Consider the following 18,540-nt stretch of genomic DNA (forward strand, 5'->3'; position numbering starts at 1 on the left):
CAACGACAGGAGGATCGCAGCGGCCATGGACAATTCCACGATGACAACGGCAGTTGGCAAACCAGGCCGCCCCTTTCACGCGACACCTGACGCCCAGCGGCTCGCCGGAACCAGTTTCAAGCATGAGCACCTGCCCGCAATCCTCGCGGACGGACTGAACGACGGCTTCTTCGAGGTTCATGCAGAAAACTACATGGGCGCGGGTGGCCCTCCGCATCGGGTGCTAGCGGCCATCCGCAAGGACTATCCGCTTTCCATTCACGGCGTGTGCATGTCGATTGGCGGCCCGCAAGCTCTGGATGTCACGCATCTCGCACGCTTTCGCGATCTGGTAGCGCGCTACGAGCCCATGCTGGTATCCGAGCATCTGGCGTGGTCCTCGCACGGCGGCAAATTCTTCAACGATCTTCTGCCCCTGCCGTACACGAAAGACACCCTCGATAACGTATGCGCACACATCAACCAGGTCCAGGACGCCATCAAACGCCCCATTCTGCTGGAGAATCCATCGACCTATGTCGCTTTCGCATCGTCGACCATGAGCGAAACCCGCTTTATCCGCGAGGTCTCGCAACGAACCGGCTGCGCTCTGTTGCTGGACGTCAATAACGTTTTCGTCTCGGCCCAGAATCACGGCTTTTCGGCCTCAGCTTACCTTGCTGAATTCCCACTTGAACGGGTGAGCGAGATACACCTGGCTGGACACAGCGAGCAACGCGACGACGAAAACGAACCGCTGCTGATAGACAGCCACGACCGTGCCATCTCTGAACCTGTCTGGAAGCTTTACAGCGATGTCATATCGCGTATCGGGCCGAGGCCGACGCTAATCGAATGGGACAGCAACCTTCCCGGCTGGCAGGTGTTGCAGGCTCAAGCACTGGCAGCCCGCGGGATCATGGCCGAACACGGAATGTCGCGCGCGGAGGAGGCCAGCCATGGGGTATGAAAGTCATCCATGCCTATACGACGCGGCGTTTGCGCCGGGCTTGACGGACCCAGCGGTCACCGCGCCGGACGACGTGGTCGCCGCGTCGGGCAAGGGTGTCGTCAAGCGCTATAACGTTTATCGCAACAACGTGACGGTGAGCCTGATCGACGCGCTGGCTGCCATCTACCCCGCTATCCAGCGCATCACCGGCGTTGACTTCTTCAGGGCGATGGCGCGCTTCCATGTCCGCGCGACGCCTCCCTCTTCTCCGCTACTGTTCGAATACGGGCGGGATTTTCCCGCCCTCATCGAAGCCTACGAATACGCCCGTGATATGCCGTGGCTCGCGGATACCGCGCGCATCGAGCGCGCGTGGCTGGATGCCTATCACGCTGCCGACCTGCCTGTGCTCGCCGCCGAAGCGTTAGGAGAAATTGAGCCCGCGTCGCTGGCCGCGGTGTGTTTCGTGCCGCACCCCGCCGCGCGGGTCGTACGGTCGCCCTATCCGGCCGTCTCAATCTTTGCGATGAACCGGACTGATGGCCCTGTTTCTCCGCTTCGTTCAAGCGAACCGGAGGATGCACTCGTGACGCGGCCGGAACAGGCCGTGACGGTATCGAGCCTGCCTGCCGGTGGTGCGGCCTTCCTCATCGCTCTTCTTGAGGGTGCATCGCTGGGCGAAGCGGCCGCGGCCGCGTTTCAGGAAGCCCCGTCCTTCGATCTCCAGGCCAACCTGGCGGGGATGATCTCAGCCGGGGTGTTTACCACCATCCAGCATGGGGGATAAGCCTTCCCCCAGTCCGGCTTTCACCAGTTCAGCAGGCGGGGCCCCAGCACTGCGCCAGCAAGCGTGGGAATCAGCATGCCGAGGAGATACCAGACCGCCCAGAACGGCACCCCCATCTCGGGGCAGTGGAAACAGTAAGCAACTGTTGCAGTCGCTCCCGCCACCAGGCCGCCGGCAGCACCGGCCAGCCTGGGGCGCGTAGGCGCCAGGCCTCGCATCGCCCAGAACACCGTGATAAACACCGGCACCGAAAGCAAGGCGATATTAAGCGGACATACGCGCCACGTTTCGCCTAGCACCAGGGGCAAGCGCGCATCGGGCGGCGTCAGCCACAACAGGACGAGCGCCGCAATCCAGACGGCCAGCACCGGCACAGCAAGCCCGGCCCACGCGCGGCCTACCGGCATACCTGGCCGGGACAAGCGCGCCGTCACCAGCAAGGCAGCCAGTCCGAGGCACAGCGGCAGGGCCAGCTTGATCCAGAAGAGCGCTGTCTTCATCACCGTGCCGATATCGGGGCGAATGCCAAAAACGATTGCCATGAGCACCGCGGAACCGGCGCCGCCGCATAACATGGCCCAGCTGAATCGCTTGGCCGACACGTTGTGATCGACCGCGGGCACCCCCGCGGCCAGCAATGAAACGAGATCCTCTGTCTTCATCATGCGCCTTGAAACTTCAGTGCCAATGCCTTCAAACCGCGGTGCACGCCAACCTTGACCGCCGACTCCGATAGGCCCGTCAGCTTTGCGGTTTCAGTCACCGACAGCCCCTCCAGCTTCACGTGCTGGATCGGCAGGCGCTGGCGATCGGGCAATTGTTCGAGCAGCTTGCTCAAATCACGCCGGGCCTCTGCCGGTTCGACGTCGCAGTTGGCAAAGATTGCCAGTTCGTCGTCCAATGGCATATGCAACGCTTCCCGGCGCGATCGCGCGCGGAAAAAGTCGGTCAGTTTGTAGCGGGCGATGGCATGCACCCAGGCCGTCAATGGCTGGTCCGGACGGTAGGTATGGCGTCCATTATGCACTGCCAGCAAAATCTCCTGGACCAGGTCCTCGACATCGTCTGGCAGATAGAAGAGGCGCTTTCTCAGGAACCCGCGCAGATGCCCGGTCAGGTCGCCGAGAAATGCATGATAGGCCGCCGCATCCCCATCCAGACCGCGCACGAATAGAGCCTTCAGCCGCTCTTCGACGGGACGCACCGGGCCGTCTTCGGTAGTTCGATTCATTTCGGGTTCTGGTTACAGTTGGCGCGAAATAAACTGCATGAAAGGAATTTACAGCAACAGCAGAGAAATCGAGCGGGTCATCAAGCGCCTTCATTCGCGGCGGCGCCATCGGCGACCAGCGTCTTGTGAGGCCCGTGTGACGGGCCTCTGCGTTTTAGATCGTTCGTTTTAGAATATACTAACCCAACTGAGGCCGCAATCTTCCGGCGGTTCGAACGCAAGCAAAGGTTGCGGCATGGCGCGCCCAAGAGAATTCGACGAAACGGCTGTCCTCGATGCGGCGGTTCAGTGCTTCTGGACACGCGGCTATGAGGCGACGTCAGTGCGCGATCTCGCGGAAAGTATGGGCATCACGGGCGCGAGCCTTTACAACGCATTCGGCGACAAGCGTTCGCTCTATCGGCGGGCGCTGGATCACTATGTCGAGCAGAGCTTCGGCGACCGCGTGGGGCGCTTCGAGGGACGCCTCGCGCCCAAGCAGGCCATTGCTGCATTCTTCAGCGAAATCATCGAGCGCTCATTGAGCGACCCGGACCGCAAGGGCTGCATGCTGGTGAATTCCGCACTCGAAGTAGCGCCGCACGACGCCGAATTCCAGCGGGTGGTCGCGAATGTGCTGGTTCAGGTGGAAGCTTTCTTTTACCGCTGCGTGAGCGCCGGTCAGCATGATGGAACGATCGCGAGCGCACAGCCGGCCGAGGATCTCGCACGCCTGTTTCTGGGTGTGCTGCTCGGGCTTCGCGTGCTGGCCCGCACCCGGCCGGAGCGCCCGTTGCTCGAAGGCCTGGTGCGGCCCGCACTGGCGTCGCTTGACAGCGATAGCAGCAGCTAGCCTCCTCACTGGCACCCCTTCTACGCTACCATTATTGGCGTAGCCCGCTAACAGCGGCATTGATGGAAAATACCTCATGTCAGCCGAGTGGAAACGTCGCGTCAAGCTGTTCATCCAGCGTTTCTGGCAGCCGACCAGCGCGTGCATGACCTGCATGCCCGGGAGCTGGGGCAATGTCATGAGTCTCACCCATTGGTCGATCGCCTGCCATACAGGTCTGCTCACCGGATTTCTCGCTGTACTTCTGACCTTCACGCCTGCGGCGAAACTCTATGCGAATCGATATGGCAATGCGCTGCTCGTCGGTTTGCTGACAACGCTGGGCGACGCCTACTCGCATCCTAGCCAGTACCGCATCCCTTATCTCGAGCATGTCGTGACGGGCGCTATTTCAGGTCTCCTGACGCTAGCGGCCTCCTATCTTTTCGAAGACCGCGCGCGACGCCTGCGAGCCGCATGGGCCTGGGTGGTGGGTTAGCTCTGCAGGTTGCGCTACCACCGCAGGTAGAACGGCGCAAGCGAGGCGCCTATACCGGCGGTTGTGACTACCGCCAGTACATACCAGATACCCCAGAACGGTACAGACATCTCCGAGCTGTACAGCGAATAGACTAGCGAGCCTTGCGCGCCCGCGAGCAGTCCGGCGCCTGCGCCCGCCAGTGCAAGGCGGGTGGGCGCAAGCCCCTTCATGGCATGCATCATGACCGCCAGTGAAGGCAAAGAGACCAGCACGATATTCGCTGTGGTCACTCGCCACGTGGTGCCCAACATGAGTTGCAGGCGATAGCCTGGAGGTGTTGCGATCAGAATAAACGCGGCAACCAGCAACAGCGTGACGAATGGCAACGTGACCGCGAACCACGCCAGCTTCACAGGTACGCCGGGGCGGCCAAGGCGGCCCGCGAGTTTCAGTGAAGTCATGAGTGTGGCCACGGGAAAAGTAAGCCGTATCCAGAACATCGTCGTCAACAGCAGGTCCGGCATATCGCTGCGGATGCCGTAAAGCACGACTAGCAACGCGGTGCTGCTGGCAAGGCCAACGCTTAGTGCCCGGTTGAGCCTCTTCGAAACAGGATTCGAGCCAATCGGCGTCAGACTGTTAGCAAGCCGGTGTATCAGATCTGAGGTTCTCATTTTTTCGCCAGGAAGCGGCCGGCCATTCCGAACGCTCCCGGCTCACACCGTATTCGCCGAGAGCCTCGGGTCATGTCCTGAATGACCTGTCACCGAGCAGATAGTCGATCGATATCAGGCCCGGCCCCCAGGCGGCAATTCCCAGTGCCATTGCCAGCCAGGTCAGGTGGATCGGCCAGCCGTCCGGCACAGTCAGCTCGATGATGCAGGTCATCAGTATCAGGCCGGCTGCGGCGAACCGCGTTCCGAAGCCAAGCACGAGCAACACCGGGAATGTCACCTCGCCGCAGCCCGACAGAAACGCAAAAACAGCGGGGGCGGGAAACGGATACGGACCGCCGGGGAGATGGAGCTTGAACTCGTCCGTGAACAGGTCTATCGCCGTGTCGTTCAGTTGAAGGAAGCCGTGCCATTTAAGCATGCCCGATTTCCAGAAAGGTACGGCCAGCGCAATCCGCAGCACCAACTGAACGAGCCAGGGTTGCGCGAGTTGCTGGATTAGCCGCTTTGCCGCTCCAATCGCGGATATGACCACGCCCGGCAACGGCAGTTTTACGTCCTGTTGGTTCGACATCTCGACTCATCTCCATGTTGGATGGAAGCAAACACGCCGGCTGAGATCATCCCTGCCAGGCTGGCCCTGAGACCGAGGGACGAGGCTTCCTGAAACGCAGCCGCGGCCGCTTCTCCCGGCAATGTGCCCAGTCCTCTCACAGGGAGGGCGGCCCGTTTCTCGACTCCAACTGACGTTGTTCTCGTGAAATCGGTCATGGCCGCCCTACTTCCTCTTGGCGTTGGCCGGATCAGGACTTCAGGGGAGTAAGCGAGCCATGACCGCCACCCGGCACTTCGATACTCGTGCAGGTGCCGCCCTGAACGAACTTCCACGAGTTGCCCTGGAAATCCATCGCGGACGTACCCTGGCACGTGGTGCCGGGACCGGCGGCGCAGTCGTTTTGCCCCTTCAGGGCGACGCCGTAGCACTTCTCTTTGTGCGCTGCGATAGCCGCGCTTGCTTCCGCCTGAGTAAGCGGGGCTGCGTTGGCGGCAGATGCGAGCAGGCTGGCGACCACACCGGCGAGCAGAGCGGAACTAACTGTAACTTTTGCAGACATCGAATTTCTCCAGAGATTGAGAGCAAGCGGTACCCGTGATGGATACGTAAGCTAATTCGTGGGCTATGGATGTCTGGTTACAGGAAGGACGTCTTTTTTTGCTTTCAATCTGCGGCACGACGGAGCCAGCTTGCCCGGTCAATGAACTCCGCTGGGAGCGCCCGACCAGCCGGAGCTTGAAAATTTCTTGCAGACGAGAACGGAAGCAGCGTGCGTCCGCTTGCGTTCTCCTTTCTCTTTTAATTTGTATTACTAATTAATGTGCTCGAAAAAAACTCATCCTGCTCAAGGCTGAGCGGGAGTTTCACTACCGGTTGAGGAAGCGGCATCGTTTTCAATGCGGGGCTGACCCTTAGGGTCTCTGTGACTGTCAGGACTGGACAGTGCTGATCGATCCATTTGCTGGCCCAGGCGAGCGCATACTGCTGTCCGGCCTCCGCTCTGACGAAGGGTGGGCCGATCAGCCCCGAACGCACAACGCGCCGCCCGTCCTTCGCAATATCTGCCCAGCCGCGAAACGAGCCGTCCGCCAGCGAATCGGCTGCGGCGTATATGACGTAGCCTCTCGCGTCCGACACCTGTTTGCCACGTGAGAGCAGACCCATCCACCGTGAAAATCCGGTGCGCTCCGCTTGTTGCACCGGGGCATCTTCCTCGCCCGTTTCCACCTCGGCTGCTGTGTGAGGGTTGTGTTGCTCTCCGGAGAGCCGGCGCGCCATCTCGGCAAACGGCGTCGTCTCGCGCGCCCTGTCCAGCGTGCCGGGCACGGTCTGCCATGCGTCCGCGCTCTTCCAGAGCACGTGAGGAGCGCCGTCACTGCGAAGAAACCGCGGACTTTGCGAAACCGCGTAAACAGAATCAGGGGAAGATACTGTCGGGACGAAGGCAAACGTCCGCCCCTGCTTCGACAACAAGGCGGCCATTGCCGAGAGTGTACCGTTAGCGCGCCACTCCTCGAAACGTCGCCGGCAAGTTGGAACCGAAGGATAGCCACCGGGAATCCTGGACCACGGCTCTCCCGTGGTCATCACCCACAGGACGGCGTTGGCTACGACGCGCAGTTCCGCGCGCGGCCGTCCCCGGCGGTTCAGGCGGCTGACACCGGCCTCCTGAATCAGCGGCTGAAGCATCAGCCACTCATCGTTGCTTAGCTTATCGAAATACATGTATTTCTCCACATCGCCATAACCGGCATCCCACCTGGACGTCATGAATCCGTCATGCAGGACCCGTGCGCCATTGCCGGATTAATCCGTGTTTGTGCGCTTTTCCGCGGCATGAAGCAGGCTCACGCCGGCACTGAACCAGCGCGAATATTCATGGCGTCGATGCGCGCAAGCTGGTCTCGCTCGCGTGTGGAGTATGTTTGCGGGGGGCGTGCCCAGCGCCTCTACAACAGCATGGCTGGGCATGAAAACAGGAAGCTCCCCGCTTTGGCCTTTCCTTTTTCACGGGATCTCGAGTCCCGTTCTCCAGCAGGTTCAGTGAGGACGTATCGCCTTCTCGGAACATTGCGGATAGGTTGATCCTAAGCGCTCGATAATGTTCATCGAAGTCGGGTAACGAGAAAATTTCCCGGGACTCACGCTGATTTTCGTGTCAGGAAATCCCTAACGTCACGCGCCGCCCAATCATCAGTCCGGCGCGGCTCAGAATGGCGCCGAAAGCGACAGGCGCACGCCCTGCTGAAAACTGTTGACGCCGAACATGACGGTGTAATCGAGTCCGAGCGTCATAAACCGGGTCCGGAACTTCGAGCCAATGCCGACCTGCGTCCTGTTCTGGCCGAACGGCGTCGACGTCACGAAGTAGGCCGGGCCGGAGCCCGCGAGGTCGGCGTAAGCGAGCCCCGCGTTGCTCTGCCCGTTGAAGTCATGCTGATATTCGACCCGCGCGTAAGGCAGCAGCACGCCCCACTTCGTCGGCTGCGCATATTCCGCGCGCAACCCGAGCGTGCCCGAGACCGTCGTGACCGTCTGTCCGAAATAGGTCAGCGAGTCGGTGCCCGCGCCGCTTTCGCTGAATGAGTCCAGCGTCGCCTGCGAGTACGACATCCGGGCGTATGGCGAGATGAGCCAGCTATCGGTGTGGCGTTCGTATCCGGCGGAAAGCGAGGCAAACGTCTGCCTGCCGTCGCGCTGCCCGGTCGCGAATGCGCTTGCGTCGGTGTCCCAGCGCCGCGAATTGAAATTGAGCGAGCCAAAGCCCGCGAGTCCGTCGACGAACAGAGCCGGTTGCGGCCGGTAGCTGCCGTAGACGGCGAAGCTATAGCTGTCGCCCGTGCTTTTGGTGCCGTCGCTGCCGATATCGGTCGAGTCGTGCCCATAACCGCCGCCCGCGCCAATCGAGAACTGATCCGAGATCCGATAGTCCATGCCCGCCGTGACGCCCGGTGTCGTGAAGCGGAATCCGGAGCGCTGCGTGCCCGCATTGTTGAAGCCGAAGTCGACGACCCCCGCGCTCCAGAACGCGAGGTTGGGCAAACTCTCGCCGGCCTGCGACGGGTTGCCGGGCGTGGCAGGATCCTGGTGAGAATCGCGGGGCGTCGACGCGGTGCTGCTCAGTTCCTGGTTCGCTCGCAAACACGCGTCGCGCAACGTCGGCGCCGACGCGTCTTCGCATGCGGCGGAAGCATTGGGGGCCTGGCCGGGCAGCGCCACGGAAATGCCGTTGGTCGAAGGGGCATGCCCCGTGCCGTGCAGGCTTTCGAGCCGCTGGTTGTAGTTCGATATCTGCGCATTGGCAAAGCGGCGTGCGGCTTCGACCTGCGCGTCGATCAGGCCGACGACGTCCGGATTGGTCGATGGATCGGCACGCGGCGCAACCGCGATGTCGATGATCCCGGGGGCCGATGTCGCAATCGAATTGCTCAGCGTGTAGCTAACCACCGCCGTGCCTGCAAAAGCGGCCGCCGGGACAAAGCGGATGCTGTACTGTCCCGCTTGCGTCGCTGCGGCGCTGGCCGCCTTCATGGACGCGGATGAACTCGTGCCGTTCACGATCGTCGCGGTGCCGGCCGAACTCGGCGAGACCGAGACGATCGCCGCACCGGTAAACGGGCCGCCCGTCGCACCATCGCTGATGTCGATCAACGCGGTCTGGGTGGCCGGCGTGCTCACCTGGTGTGCAGCCGCCGGGACCGGCACGGCGTTCACCGTCACCGTGACCGCGATGGGCGCGGACACTCCCGCACTGTTCGCGATCGTATAAGTAAAGCCGATATTGCCGGAGGAAGTCGCCGCCGGGGTGTAGACGATCTCCTGTCCGTTGACCACTGCCGTGCCGCTACCCGGCGCCGTCGCGATGGCGACCGCGGTGAACGGGCCGCCGCTCGCATTGGCAGTGGCGTGAATCGTCACCGGGGCGTTGGACTGGGTCGTCACCGTGACCGGCGGCGCCACCGGCACGGTTTGGCCAATCGCGAGCACATAGCTTCTCGTGCCGGTAAACGGACCACTGCCGCCGCTGCTGTCCTTGGCCTGAACCGTGAAAGCGGAGCTGCCCGAGGTTGTCGGCGTTCCCGAGATGACCCCGGCCGACGACAGCGACAGGCCAGCGGGCAGCGCCCCGCTCACCACGCTATAGGTGTAAGGCGCCGTCCCGCCCGTCGCGGATAATTGCTGGCTATAGCCGGCGTTGACCACGCCGCCCGATAGCGATGCAGGGCCAATGGAGACGACCGCGCTGCCGACGTTCACCGCATAGGGCGTGGTTTCGGTGAAGTTATTGGCATCCGTCACCTGAACGATAAACGTAAAGGAACCCGCCGCGGTTGGTGTGCCGGTGATGCTGCCCGTGGCGGAATTGAGGCTCAGACCAGGCGGCAGCGCGCCCGTCCCCACCGAGTACACGTAAGGCGCCGTGCCTCCGCTCGCGCTGAGCGTCTGGCTATATGCCGTGCCGACTACCGGCGCCGGCAGCGTTGCAGGGGTGACGGCGATGGTCGGTGCGGAGACCGTAAGCGTATACGTCTGCGAAACGGAGAACGGGCCATTGCCGGTACTGCTGTCGGTCGCCGTCACGGTAAACGTGAAGCTGCCGGCCGCCGTCGGCGTACCGGACAGGGCACCCGTGGTGGCATTGAAGGTCAACCCGGCCGGTAATGAGCCTGAGGTAATCGCATATCGATAGGGCGACTGGCCGCCGCTGGCAGCGATGGACTGGTTATAGGCAACGTCTGCCTGCGTCGCCGGTAAGGTAGCCGGTGTGAGGGACAGTGTCGGCGCGGTGACCGAGATGGACACGGTGCCCGACGGATCGATGCCGCTGTTATTGCCCACCGAGTACGTGAACGAATCGGCTCCCGAATATCCGGTCCGCGGGGTGTAGGTCACGGACGTTCCGGACACCGCCGCCGTTCCATGGCTTGGCTGGGAAAGGATGTTCACAAAGGTGATCGCGCCACCGCTCAGATTGAGCGTGATCGGGGTGGCGGTGCTGTCGTAGGCGACCGTCGCGCTGGTCGGGCCCACGATCGGAGCGGCCACGTAGGTGTACTGGTCCGCGGCACTGGTGGCGCTCGTACCGTCCGGATTCGTGACTGTGACGTCCACAGTGCCGCTGCCCGCGGGCGTCGCTGCGTTCAGCTCGGTCGAGGAGATGACCGTGAATGAGCTGGCGAAACTGCCGCCGAACTGGACTGCGGTCACGCCGGTGAAATTGGTGCCGATGATCGTCACAACCGTGCCGCCTGTGGTCGGGCCGGACGTTGGGTTGACCGCGGTGACAGTTGGGACGTCGGCCTGGGCGAGACCCGGCAATGCAAACAAGGCAACTAGCACGGCCAGTGCGACCCGCAGCGCCACAGCGCGCGATATTGAAAGCCGCAGGCTGAGCTGAAAAAGACGCAATACCGCCATTGCCCTTCTCATATCACCAGAAAAGGGGCTTCCCCGACGCAATCTTGTCATTTTTTCTCCGGCGCTTTATCACGCCTTGTCAAATTTCTTATTTGCCGTTGTAGACGGCTCACCGCTCAGCCCCGGCCATTGCGCCGGTGCGCTGAAACACGGAGTGGTACAGGAAGTGGAAGTTGAAAGCGCGGCGAAACGATCCGCCACCGACCTTGGCGCTCCACGGCGCGACTCTAGCAATGCTCGGCGGCAATGTCTTGATAAATCTTGCTAAATTTTTCTAATTTTTTTTGGCCAGCGGCACCTGGGAAGTGCCTCTAGCGCGCCAAGCAGCGAGAAAGACACGCACGAAAATTGATTTCGGTAAGTAATTTGTAAATCAAATGCCGATACGCCAATACTTGGTTAAGAGAATCCCTACCAAATCTTTATATCTTTTCGTTGCGTCCGAGCGGAATGTGAATGGAAACCGAGGTACCCATCCCGGGCGCGCTATCGATCAGCAGCGAACCGCCTATCATCCGCGCCCGCTCGCTCATTCCGAGCATTCCATATGAGTAGCGTTTGCGCACCGCCTCCTGGTCGAACCCGCGGCCATCGTCGCTGACATGCAGGTCCAACGCTGCCGCGGAGCTGGTCAGCGTCACATCGGCCCGCGTCGCACCCGCATGGCGGGCAACATTCGTCAGCGACGCCTGCACGATACGGAACACCGCCGTCGCGTGCGCATCCATCAAAATGGGTTCAGGGCCATTGATTCGCAACTGACAGGGAATGTGGTTGCGCCGACCGAAGTCTTCGACAAGCCACTCGAGCGCCGACACGATCCCGAAGTTCAAGGCCGCAGGCCGCAAGTGATTCGCCACATTGCGCACCATCCAGATTGTCCTTTCAACGAGATCACGCATATCGTCGGCTTTTTTCACTACGTCGGAGTCGCCGGAAATCCGCATCTTGAGCAACGACACGTCCATCTTCAGAGCGGTAAGCAACTGGCCCAGCTCGTCATGAATTTCCATGGCAATGCGCTTTCTTTCCTGCTCCCGAATCTCCTCCAGATAGGCAGACACCCCGCGCAACTGTTCGCGCGATTCGAACAACTCCTGCTCGATGCGCTTACGCTCAGTGATATCGTTCAAGCCGATATAGATTGCAGGTGCATCGTCATACGAAGCGACGCGCGCAGTCGCCATTGCCCAGAACGTGGTGGCATCCGGCCGGCGGAAATGAACCTCCGTATTGAGAAATCGTCCCTCCTGCCGAACGTGCTCCACCAGCCTGTCGCACTCAGCGGCATCCACATAGAGGTCACCCACGTTGCTGATCTGGTTGTTGAGCGGGTCGAGCCCGAACAGCGTACGCAATGGCTCATTCGTGTAGAAAATCTCGCCATGGGGCATCGAGACAATACACAGCGGCACCGGACTCGTCTCGACAATGGCGCGAAAGCGCGCCTCGCTAACCTGCAGCTGCGCTTCGATCCCCCGGCGCCGCTCCACCTCCGAGCGTAGGCCGGCATTCGCTCGCGCGAGTTCCTGTTCCACCTTCTTGCGTTCGGTGATGTCGCGAGCGATGCCGACGGTTCCGGCCAGTTGTCCGTCTCCGTCGGCGAAAGGCGTCTTGATCGTGTCCACCCACCTCGAGCGGCCGTCCGCCTCGAGATGGGTTTCTTCGAAGCGTTTGCGGCATCCCGAGGCCATCACTTCGACATCGTCGGTGCGGTAGGCCTGCGCGTATTCAAGCGGATGCAAGTCGAAATCAGTCTTGTCCATCACGTCAGCCGGTTCAGCGTAGCCTAAGGAGCACGCCAAAGCCCGATTGGCCGCCACATATCGACCGCGAGTGTCCTTGACCCAGGCGAGGTCCGGAATGTTGTCGAGGATCGCAGCCATCTGCGCGTTGGCGCTGCGAAGTTGCGCAGCATGCTGGTCAAGCCCCTCGAACATGACGTTAAGCGCACCGACCAGTTGATCCAGCTCGTCGGGTTTGCGCCGGGTCCGACGTAATCGCAATGGTGCGATGGTGATGCCCGGCGTGCGTCCTTGCAGCGTCGCAGCAATATCGATGAGATGGCGCGTGACAAGCCGGTGAACCATAAACAGGATAAACAGTGCGACCAGAAATGTTTTTGCCGCGTTGCTCACGAGAATCACCAACGCCTGGCGCAACAGATCGCGGTAGATGTCGGTCAAGCTGGCCTCGAGATGCAGGACCCCAATCTGGTGACGGCCTTTGTCACAGCAATAAATGGGAAACTCCCTGACGACCGCGTTCTTGACCTGTACGGAACCTCTGGAAACCGTTAGCGGGTGCTGGACCTGCGTTTCGCGGACTTCGGCATAACGGATCAGGGGCAGACGCAGCATTCCGTCGAGCTGCCCCTCCAGCTGTTTGCTGTCCAGCGCCCACAACGCGTTGCCCAGCCCAGACGCATAGCCCTCCTCAATTTCGTTGAAGTGGTTCTGCAATCCCGAAACCTCGGCCTGGTAACTGAGCAGAAGTTGAACGACCGTCACCGCCAGCGTAACCATCGTGCTGAATAGCAGCACACGAGTCAGCAGGGCGACAGCAATTCCGCCTCGTGGCGTACTGAAGGTTTTAGGCAGCAAGCCATTATGCAAAGCCAACAAGATCCGCTCCATGCAAGAGGCCATCGCGACATTGACTTCCATGCCGCCGATACGGGTCAACGGCCGCAGCCGCAGTGCGAAAAGGTACGCTGGAGCGCTTACTGGGTGTAGTTTGCCAACACTTCGCGGATCGCCGGATCATTCATGTTGTGCGGCGTCACTGTCACTACGTCGACGAATACTTTGGAGCGGGGCGGGTGGCCCTGCAAGGCCCCAACCAATGCCTCCACCGCAAGATAACCCATGCGGTAAGGGTCCTGCAACACATCGGCATACACGATGCCGTGCTTGAGTCCATCCGCGAATTCCGGGCGCCAGTCGAATACGACCAGGCGCGGGCGATTGCCGGCCGCTCTGGTTTCAATGATCCGCAAGGCGCCATAAGCGATCGGTTCAGCCGGCGCAAAAACAGCATCAAGGTGACCGGAGTAGCCGTTCAGAGCTTTGGCGATCAATTCCTCCGCATCATGGGGCCGGTACCCAACGTAGGTATCGATAACCACATTCCATCCCTCCTCCCGCGCAACGCTCAGAAACCCGTTTTCGCGATCGGTCGTGGAACTGATGTTCGGCGCAAGCCGCAGCAGGGCCACCGTGGCGCCCTTTTGCAGCTCGGGCACCAGGCTGAGCGCAGCCTTTTTGCCCGCACCGAAATTGTCGGTATAAACGGTCGAGATGCCCTTGTAATCGGCGCTGTCCCGGTCGACCAGGACCACGGGAACCGAGATCGAAACCTGGGTTTTCTTCTGCAGAGGTTCGGGTACGAGGACGATGCCGGCCACGCCTTGCTGCACCAAGTAGTCAATGATGTGCAGCTGGAGATTGGACGTATCGAGCGACGCCCCGTCTGAGGGGTTGCGCATCAGGAGCTGCACATGCTGGTCGTCCGCTGCCCGTTCGATTCCCCTGATCATTGCCTGGTAGAAGACCAACGAGGACCCAGCGAGAACAACGCCTATTGTGGTGGCTTTGGCCGCCGGCACCGCCGCGGCCAGAGCAGAGACAAGAAATGAAAATGAAAGAAAATTGCGCATCGTAACGGGTCATCGCTATGAGAACCGACCCAATACCGTTCCGCGTGCGGAGGTGGGTCGTTCCAGAACGATACCCCGTTGAGGGCGCGTTTCCCTTTTTTTAGGTGTTATCACCCACCTGGCGGACCGGCCTCGCCATTACGAAGCCAGAAAATCCAGCACTTGCCGGGCAACTGCGCGCGGTGCTTCTTCCGGCATATAGTGGCCGCATCCGGTAACTACGCCGCCCCGCACATCCTCGGCCACGAGCTGCATGGTGTCGAACAGCATTGACCCGACACCCGACTCCGCTCCGAAGGCCAGCACTGGGATGTCGAGCTTGCGCTCGCCGCGCTGCCGGCTTTCCTCCATGCCCTGCTGGCTGAACTGGTGGCGGTAGTACGCCATCGCTGTGCGTATCGCTCCCGGCGCGGAATTGACGCGCACATACTCGTCGAGATCCGCGGCACCAATAGCCCAGGGATGAACGGACTTGACCCGGAACAGCCAGCTCAGGAATTCCCGCTCCCGGCCCTGGAGCAGTATCTCCGGTAAATCAGGCAGACGATTGAACGCGAATTGCCAGGTTTTCAGGTTCGCCTCTTCCGAAGGAATGCCTGCGGTCAGCTGCGAAATCCCGGGCAGCGCGGAATCGAATACCGCGAGCCGCTTCACGTCTGCCCGCCAGTCGGCGGCATAGGTGTAACCGATCCACGTGCCGACGTCGTGACCCACGACGTCGATGGGACCGTCGGCCGTTAGACCCAGCGCCTCGGCAACTCCATGGACGTCCGCTGCCGCCGTTCGCATGTCATATCCCGAGGTGGGGTGGTCCGAGTCGCCCATCCCCCTTGGATCAAGCGCAATCACGCGCCGCCCGGCCTCAACGAGCAGCGGCATCACATATCGCCATGCATACCAGCTTTGCGGCCAGCCAGGTATCAGCAGAACCGGGGCTCCCTGGCCGCCTTCGACATAGTGCAGACGAACGCCCTTCACTGAAGCCGTACCGTGGCGAAACGTTTTCCAGAATTCCTGTGGCTCAAAAGGCGCCACTGTCTCGTCCGCCTGCACCTGTATTGCATCGCGTTTCATAAAAAGCTCCTTGCTTCCAGAGTTAGCCATCAATTAGAAAGTATTCACTTCCAAATTATCCAAAAAAATATCAGTCAAGCAGCTTCAAGGCGCGCTCGGCAATGATCATCATCTCGTCGTGCGACCGGCCCGTCTTGCCCAGCAAGCGCATGCCCTGGAGCACGCACAGCAGCAGGCGCCCCGTGGACTCCGCATCCACGCCACTCGCTATGGAGCCGTCCTGCTGACCCTGCAGGATGCAGTCAATGAGGCGCTTCTCATGTGTCTTGAGAACGTCTGTCACGCGCCTTGCCACCTCCTTGTCGGAACTGGCCAAACCCACCGCACTCCCCACCACCATGCAGCCACGCCTGCCCTGGTTGCCGTGACTGTATTCCGCGTAGAGTGCGAGAATGGCCCGTACGCGCTCCCGCCCTGTCTGCGCATGCGCCAACTCCTTACGCAGGCGTTCGTTGCGCAATTCGACATAACGTTCAAATGCTGCAAGAAAAATGGCGCGTTTATCCCGGAACGCCTTGTAGAGGCTGCCCTCCGTGATTCCAATCGCCGCGGTGAGCTTGCCCAGCGAGGTTGCATGAAACCCGGATTCGCTGAAGACGGCAATCGCCTTGTCCAGCACGTCCTCCAGCACGAACTCCCGAGGCCGTCCAGGTCCGCGGCTTTCGGCTTCATGAGAAATTAACTTGTCCATGGCGCAATATTAGGAAGTGTTTGCTCCCAAATCAAGTTTTTTCTGCAATGGCATCGAGCCGCCGACCAGGCGCGTGTGTCTACCGGGTCAGCGCACGGCATATCGCGCTCCCCGGCGATGGCCTCCACCCCTATGCCTTAACTACGCTCAGTGACGGGAGACTGGGCGTCCACTGCGTCGGGCACCCCATCATGCGACATCAGGATCGCCAGCCAGCGGGTACTCTGAAACTGGGCCGCTATCACCATCATCAGCACGGTCAAGGGTGTCGCGAGAATGGCGCCCGGTACGCCCCAGAGAATCGTCCAGATTCCCAAAGCGAGCATTCCAATGAGTGGGTCCGTATTGGTGCTTTTGGCCTGGACCTTCGGCATGATGAGATTGTGTGCGATCTGGAAAACCGCCAGGACAATCACGAACACCCCCAGAGGCAAGGCGACCGATCCGCTATGAACAGCAGCAAACAATGCGGGCACCACACTCGCAACGAAAGGTCCGACGACGGGCATGAATGCCAGAAGAAATACCGTCACTGACCAGAATGCCGTGTCGGGTAATTGAGCAAAGCGAAAGACAGCGGCGGAAATCGCGGCAATCGCCAGGTTGATTGCGGTTTGCGAGATCAGGTAGGCCTGGACCCTGCGCGTGATTTTAGAAAGCACAGCGCGCTGGGAGTTTGCTCTCGCCTCGTTAGTCGTGGCTTTGAGTATTTTTGGATCGGCGTCTGCCGCCCGTCCCAGAAGCATGAACACGAAGAAAAATAACGTAAGGAATGCTTTCGATACGGCATCGCCCACCCCGGACGCCAGGTTGTGCTCCAACGACGGGAAATCGATCAAGCCAAGCACGGTTGCCAGATCAAACCTTCGTCCAAAACCCACGCTGACTGATCGAATCAGGTTGTCGAGTTGGGCCGGGAGCGCGGGAGCCTGTTTGACGAGGTCGCTCATGCCCTGAAGGATAACGATGAAAATGCTATACGCGCTAAAGCCGACAATCCCCACAGTCGCGACAAGTATCAGCCACCTGGGCGCACGCGGAAGCACCCGGACTACCAGCGAGACGATGCCCGCAATCAGGATCCGGAGCAGCACCGCCAGAAAGAAAGGAACCAGGATTGGACGCAAAAAATACAGGATTGCCAGACCCGCCGCCACGCCGGTAGTGGTCTGAGCGACAGAACTCGGTGTTGTCGTCATGATTAATTTTCTAAAAGGTTCGAGCCAGCCAGCACGCTATTGGATCGTGCGATCGTGCGCTCTTTTTCGCCGACGAGGATATCAGGAACGGATCAATCCTGTGAGGTCGTCTGCCTTACAGCCGAAACGCCAGGAAGCGCCTGGAAACGCGTGGAAGCGGCGAACTGGCGGCGCCCGATTTGTTCCTTCGAATCACAAGTGTTTGTCCGCACCGGGTGTTTGAACGCGACGCCAACACGCCTACATTACGGACCTATCGGAGCCACTCGCCCGATCGGCAACAGAGCCCACCTCTTAATTGATTCGGAGTTTATCCATGAGCACCTCACAAAAAGTCATCGTTGTAACCGGCGCGTCGCAAGGCATCGGCGCAGAAATCGTCAAGGCCTTCCGCAAGCTGGACTATCGCGTGGTCGCCACCGCACGCAGCATCAAACCGTCTGAGGATCCCAACGTCCGCACCGTGGCCGGCGACATTTCCGACCCTGAAACCGCCCGCCGCGTAATCGAGGAAGCCGTGACGCACTTCGGCCGCGTGGACACGCTGGTCAACAATGCCGGTGTCTTCATCGCCAAACCTTTCACCTCGTACACCGCTGAAGACTACGCTTCGATCATCGCGGTCAATCTGAATGGTTTCTTCCACATCACCCAGCTTGCCGTCGCTGAGATGGAAAAGCATTCCAGCGGCCACGTCGTCAGCATCAGCACCACGCTGGTCGACCACGCCATTGACGGCGTGCCTTCAGTACTCGCTTCACTGACCAAAGGCGGCCTGAACGCAGCAACCCGCTCCCTCGCGATCGAGTACGCAAAACGCGGCATTCGGGCCAACGCCGTGTCGCCCGGCATCATCAAGTCGCCGATGCACGCGGTCGAAACGCATGCGGCACTCGGCGCACTCCACCCGATGGGCCACATGGGAGAGATGAGCGACATCGTCAACGCGATTCTGTATCTGGACTCCGCCCCGTTCGTCACCGGCGAGATCCTGCATGTCGACGGTGGCCAGAGCGCCGGACACTAAGC

At 60.8% G+C, this 18,540-nt stretch carries 17 protein-coding genes and 1 pseudogene; 5 read left to right on the top strand and 13 right to left on the bottom strand.

The window, feature by feature from the left end; translation table 11 throughout:
• Positions 1–40: 40 nt before the first annotated feature.
• Both FFS45_RS03870 and FFS45_RS03875 read left to right on the top strand, forming a co-directional pair.
• Positions 41–949, top strand: coding sequence for a DUF692 domain-containing protein (locus FFS45_RS03870; RefSeq protein WP_283204749.1), 909 nt, complete (start codon positions 41–43; stop codon positions 947–949).
• Positions 939–1,718 (top strand): DNA-binding domain-containing protein, encoded by a 780-nt coding sequence (locus FFS45_RS03875; RefSeq protein ID WP_137953375.1) that lies wholly within the window; start codon positions 939–941, stop codon positions 1,716–1,718. Before FFS45_RS03870 ends, FFS45_RS03875 begins: the two co-directional genes overlap by 11 nt.
• Before the next feature lie 20 nt (positions 1,719–1,738).
• Here the strand turns inward: FFS45_RS03875 and FFS45_RS03880 are convergent, their stop codons facing one another.
• Together FFS45_RS03880 and FFS45_RS03885 are read right to left on the bottom strand one after the other, a co-directional pair.
• Entirely contained in the window at positions 1,739–2,380 is a 642-nt protein-coding gene (locus FFS45_RS03880) for a DUF1109 domain-containing protein (protein WP_137953462.1), read from the bottom strand.
• Positions 2,380–2,949, bottom strand: coding sequence for a sigma-70 family RNA polymerase sigma factor (locus FFS45_RS03885; RefSeq protein ID WP_137953376.1), 570 nt, complete (start codon positions 2,947–2,949; stop codon positions 2,380–2,382). Before FFS45_RS03885 ends, FFS45_RS03880 begins: the two co-directional genes overlap by 1 nt.
• A 235-nt stretch (positions 2,950–3,184) precedes the next feature.
• Here FFS45_RS03885 and FFS45_RS03890 point away from each other — a divergent pair, with 235 nt between their 5' ends.
• Complete coding sequence (locus FFS45_RS03890; protein ID WP_137953377.1) at positions 3,185–3,781, top strand: TetR/AcrR family transcriptional regulator; 597 nt, start codon at positions 3,185–3,187, stop codon at positions 3,779–3,781.
• A 76-nt stretch (positions 3,782–3,857) separates the two neighbouring features.
• Complete coding sequence (locus FFS45_RS03895) at positions 3,858–4,259, top strand: hypothetical protein (protein ID WP_137953378.1); 402 nt, start codon at positions 3,858–3,860, stop codon at positions 4,257–4,259.
• A 14-nt stretch (positions 4,260–4,273) separates the two neighbouring features.
• Here the strand turns inward: FFS45_RS03895 and FFS45_RS03900 are convergent, their stop codons facing one another.
• The 11 genes and pseudogenes from FFS45_RS03900 to FFS45_RS03950 form a co-directional block, all read right to left on the bottom strand.
• Positions 4,274–4,915: a DUF1109 domain-containing protein gene (locus tag FFS45_RS03900; RefSeq protein WP_137953379.1), complete on the bottom strand. Its 642-nt coding sequence runs from the start codon at positions 4,913–4,915 to the stop codon at positions 4,274–4,276.
• A 70-nt stretch (positions 4,916–4,985) separates the two neighbouring features.
• A complete protein-coding gene (locus FFS45_RS03905; RefSeq protein ID WP_137953380.1) occupies positions 4,986–5,489 on the bottom strand; it encodes a DoxX family protein in 504 nt (167 codons plus the stop codon).
• Positions 5,490–5,718: 229 nt separating this feature from the next.
• Entirely contained in the window at positions 5,719–6,030 is a 312-nt protein-coding gene (locus FFS45_RS03915) for a DUF2282 domain-containing protein (RefSeq protein ID WP_137953382.1), read from the bottom strand.
• A gap of 239 nt (positions 6,031–6,269) precedes the next feature.
• Complete coding sequence (locus tag FFS45_RS03920) at positions 6,270–7,241, bottom strand: transposase (protein ID WP_137953383.1); 972 nt, start codon at positions 7,239–7,241, stop codon at positions 6,270–6,272.
• A gap of 438 nt (positions 7,242–7,679) precedes the next feature.
• Positions 7,680–10,889, bottom strand: a complete 3,210-nt coding sequence (locus FFS45_RS03925) for an autotransporter domain-containing protein (RefSeq protein ID WP_249362590.1) — start codon at positions 10,887–10,889, stop codon at positions 7,680–7,682.
• A gap of 422 nt (positions 10,890–11,311) precedes the next feature.
• Complete coding sequence (locus FFS45_RS42225) at positions 11,312–12,979, bottom strand: PAS domain S-box protein (RefSeq protein ID WP_349292308.1); 1,668 nt, start codon at positions 12,977–12,979, stop codon at positions 11,312–11,314.
• An 84-nt stretch (positions 12,980–13,063) separates the two neighbouring features.
• Positions 13,064–13,555 (bottom strand): annotated as a pseudogene (locus FFS45_RS42695) (hypothetical protein); the annotation flags it as partial.
• 56 nt (positions 13,556–13,611) lie between these two features.
• Positions 13,612–14,547: a substrate-binding domain-containing protein gene (locus FFS45_RS03935; RefSeq protein ID WP_137953386.1), complete on the bottom strand. Its 936-nt coding sequence runs from the start codon at positions 14,545–14,547 to the stop codon at positions 13,612–13,614.
• 138 nt (positions 14,548–14,685) lie between these two features.
• Positions 14,686–15,621, bottom strand: coding sequence for an alpha/beta hydrolase (locus FFS45_RS03940; RefSeq protein ID WP_137953387.1), 936 nt, complete (start codon positions 15,619–15,621; stop codon positions 14,686–14,688).
• 70 nt (positions 15,622–15,691) lie between these two features.
• Positions 15,692–16,252, bottom strand: a complete 561-nt coding sequence (locus tag FFS45_RS03945) for a TetR/AcrR family transcriptional regulator (RefSeq protein ID WP_349292307.1) — start codon at positions 16,250–16,252, stop codon at positions 15,692–15,694.
• Between the two features lie 197 nt (positions 16,253–16,449).
• A complete protein-coding gene (locus FFS45_RS03950; RefSeq protein ID WP_137953389.1) occupies positions 16,450–17,511 on the bottom strand; it encodes an AI-2E family transporter in 1,062 nt (353 codons plus the stop codon).
• A gap of 316 nt (positions 17,512–17,827) precedes the next feature.
• Between FFS45_RS03950 and FFS45_RS03955 the strand changes: the two genes are divergently transcribed.
• The gene (locus FFS45_RS03955; RefSeq protein ID WP_137953390.1) at positions 17,828–18,538 is read left to right on the top strand and encodes an SDR family oxidoreductase; all 711 of its coding nucleotides are present in this window, start codon (positions 17,828–17,830) and stop codon (positions 18,536–18,538) included.
• The last annotated feature ends 2 nt before the right edge of the window (positions 18,539–18,540 follow it).

The sequence above is a fragment of the Burkholderia sp. 4M9327F10 genome, from assembly GCF_005503145.1.
Taxonomy (GTDB): domain Bacteria; phylum Pseudomonadota; class Gammaproteobacteria; order Burkholderiales; family Burkholderiaceae; genus Paraburkholderia.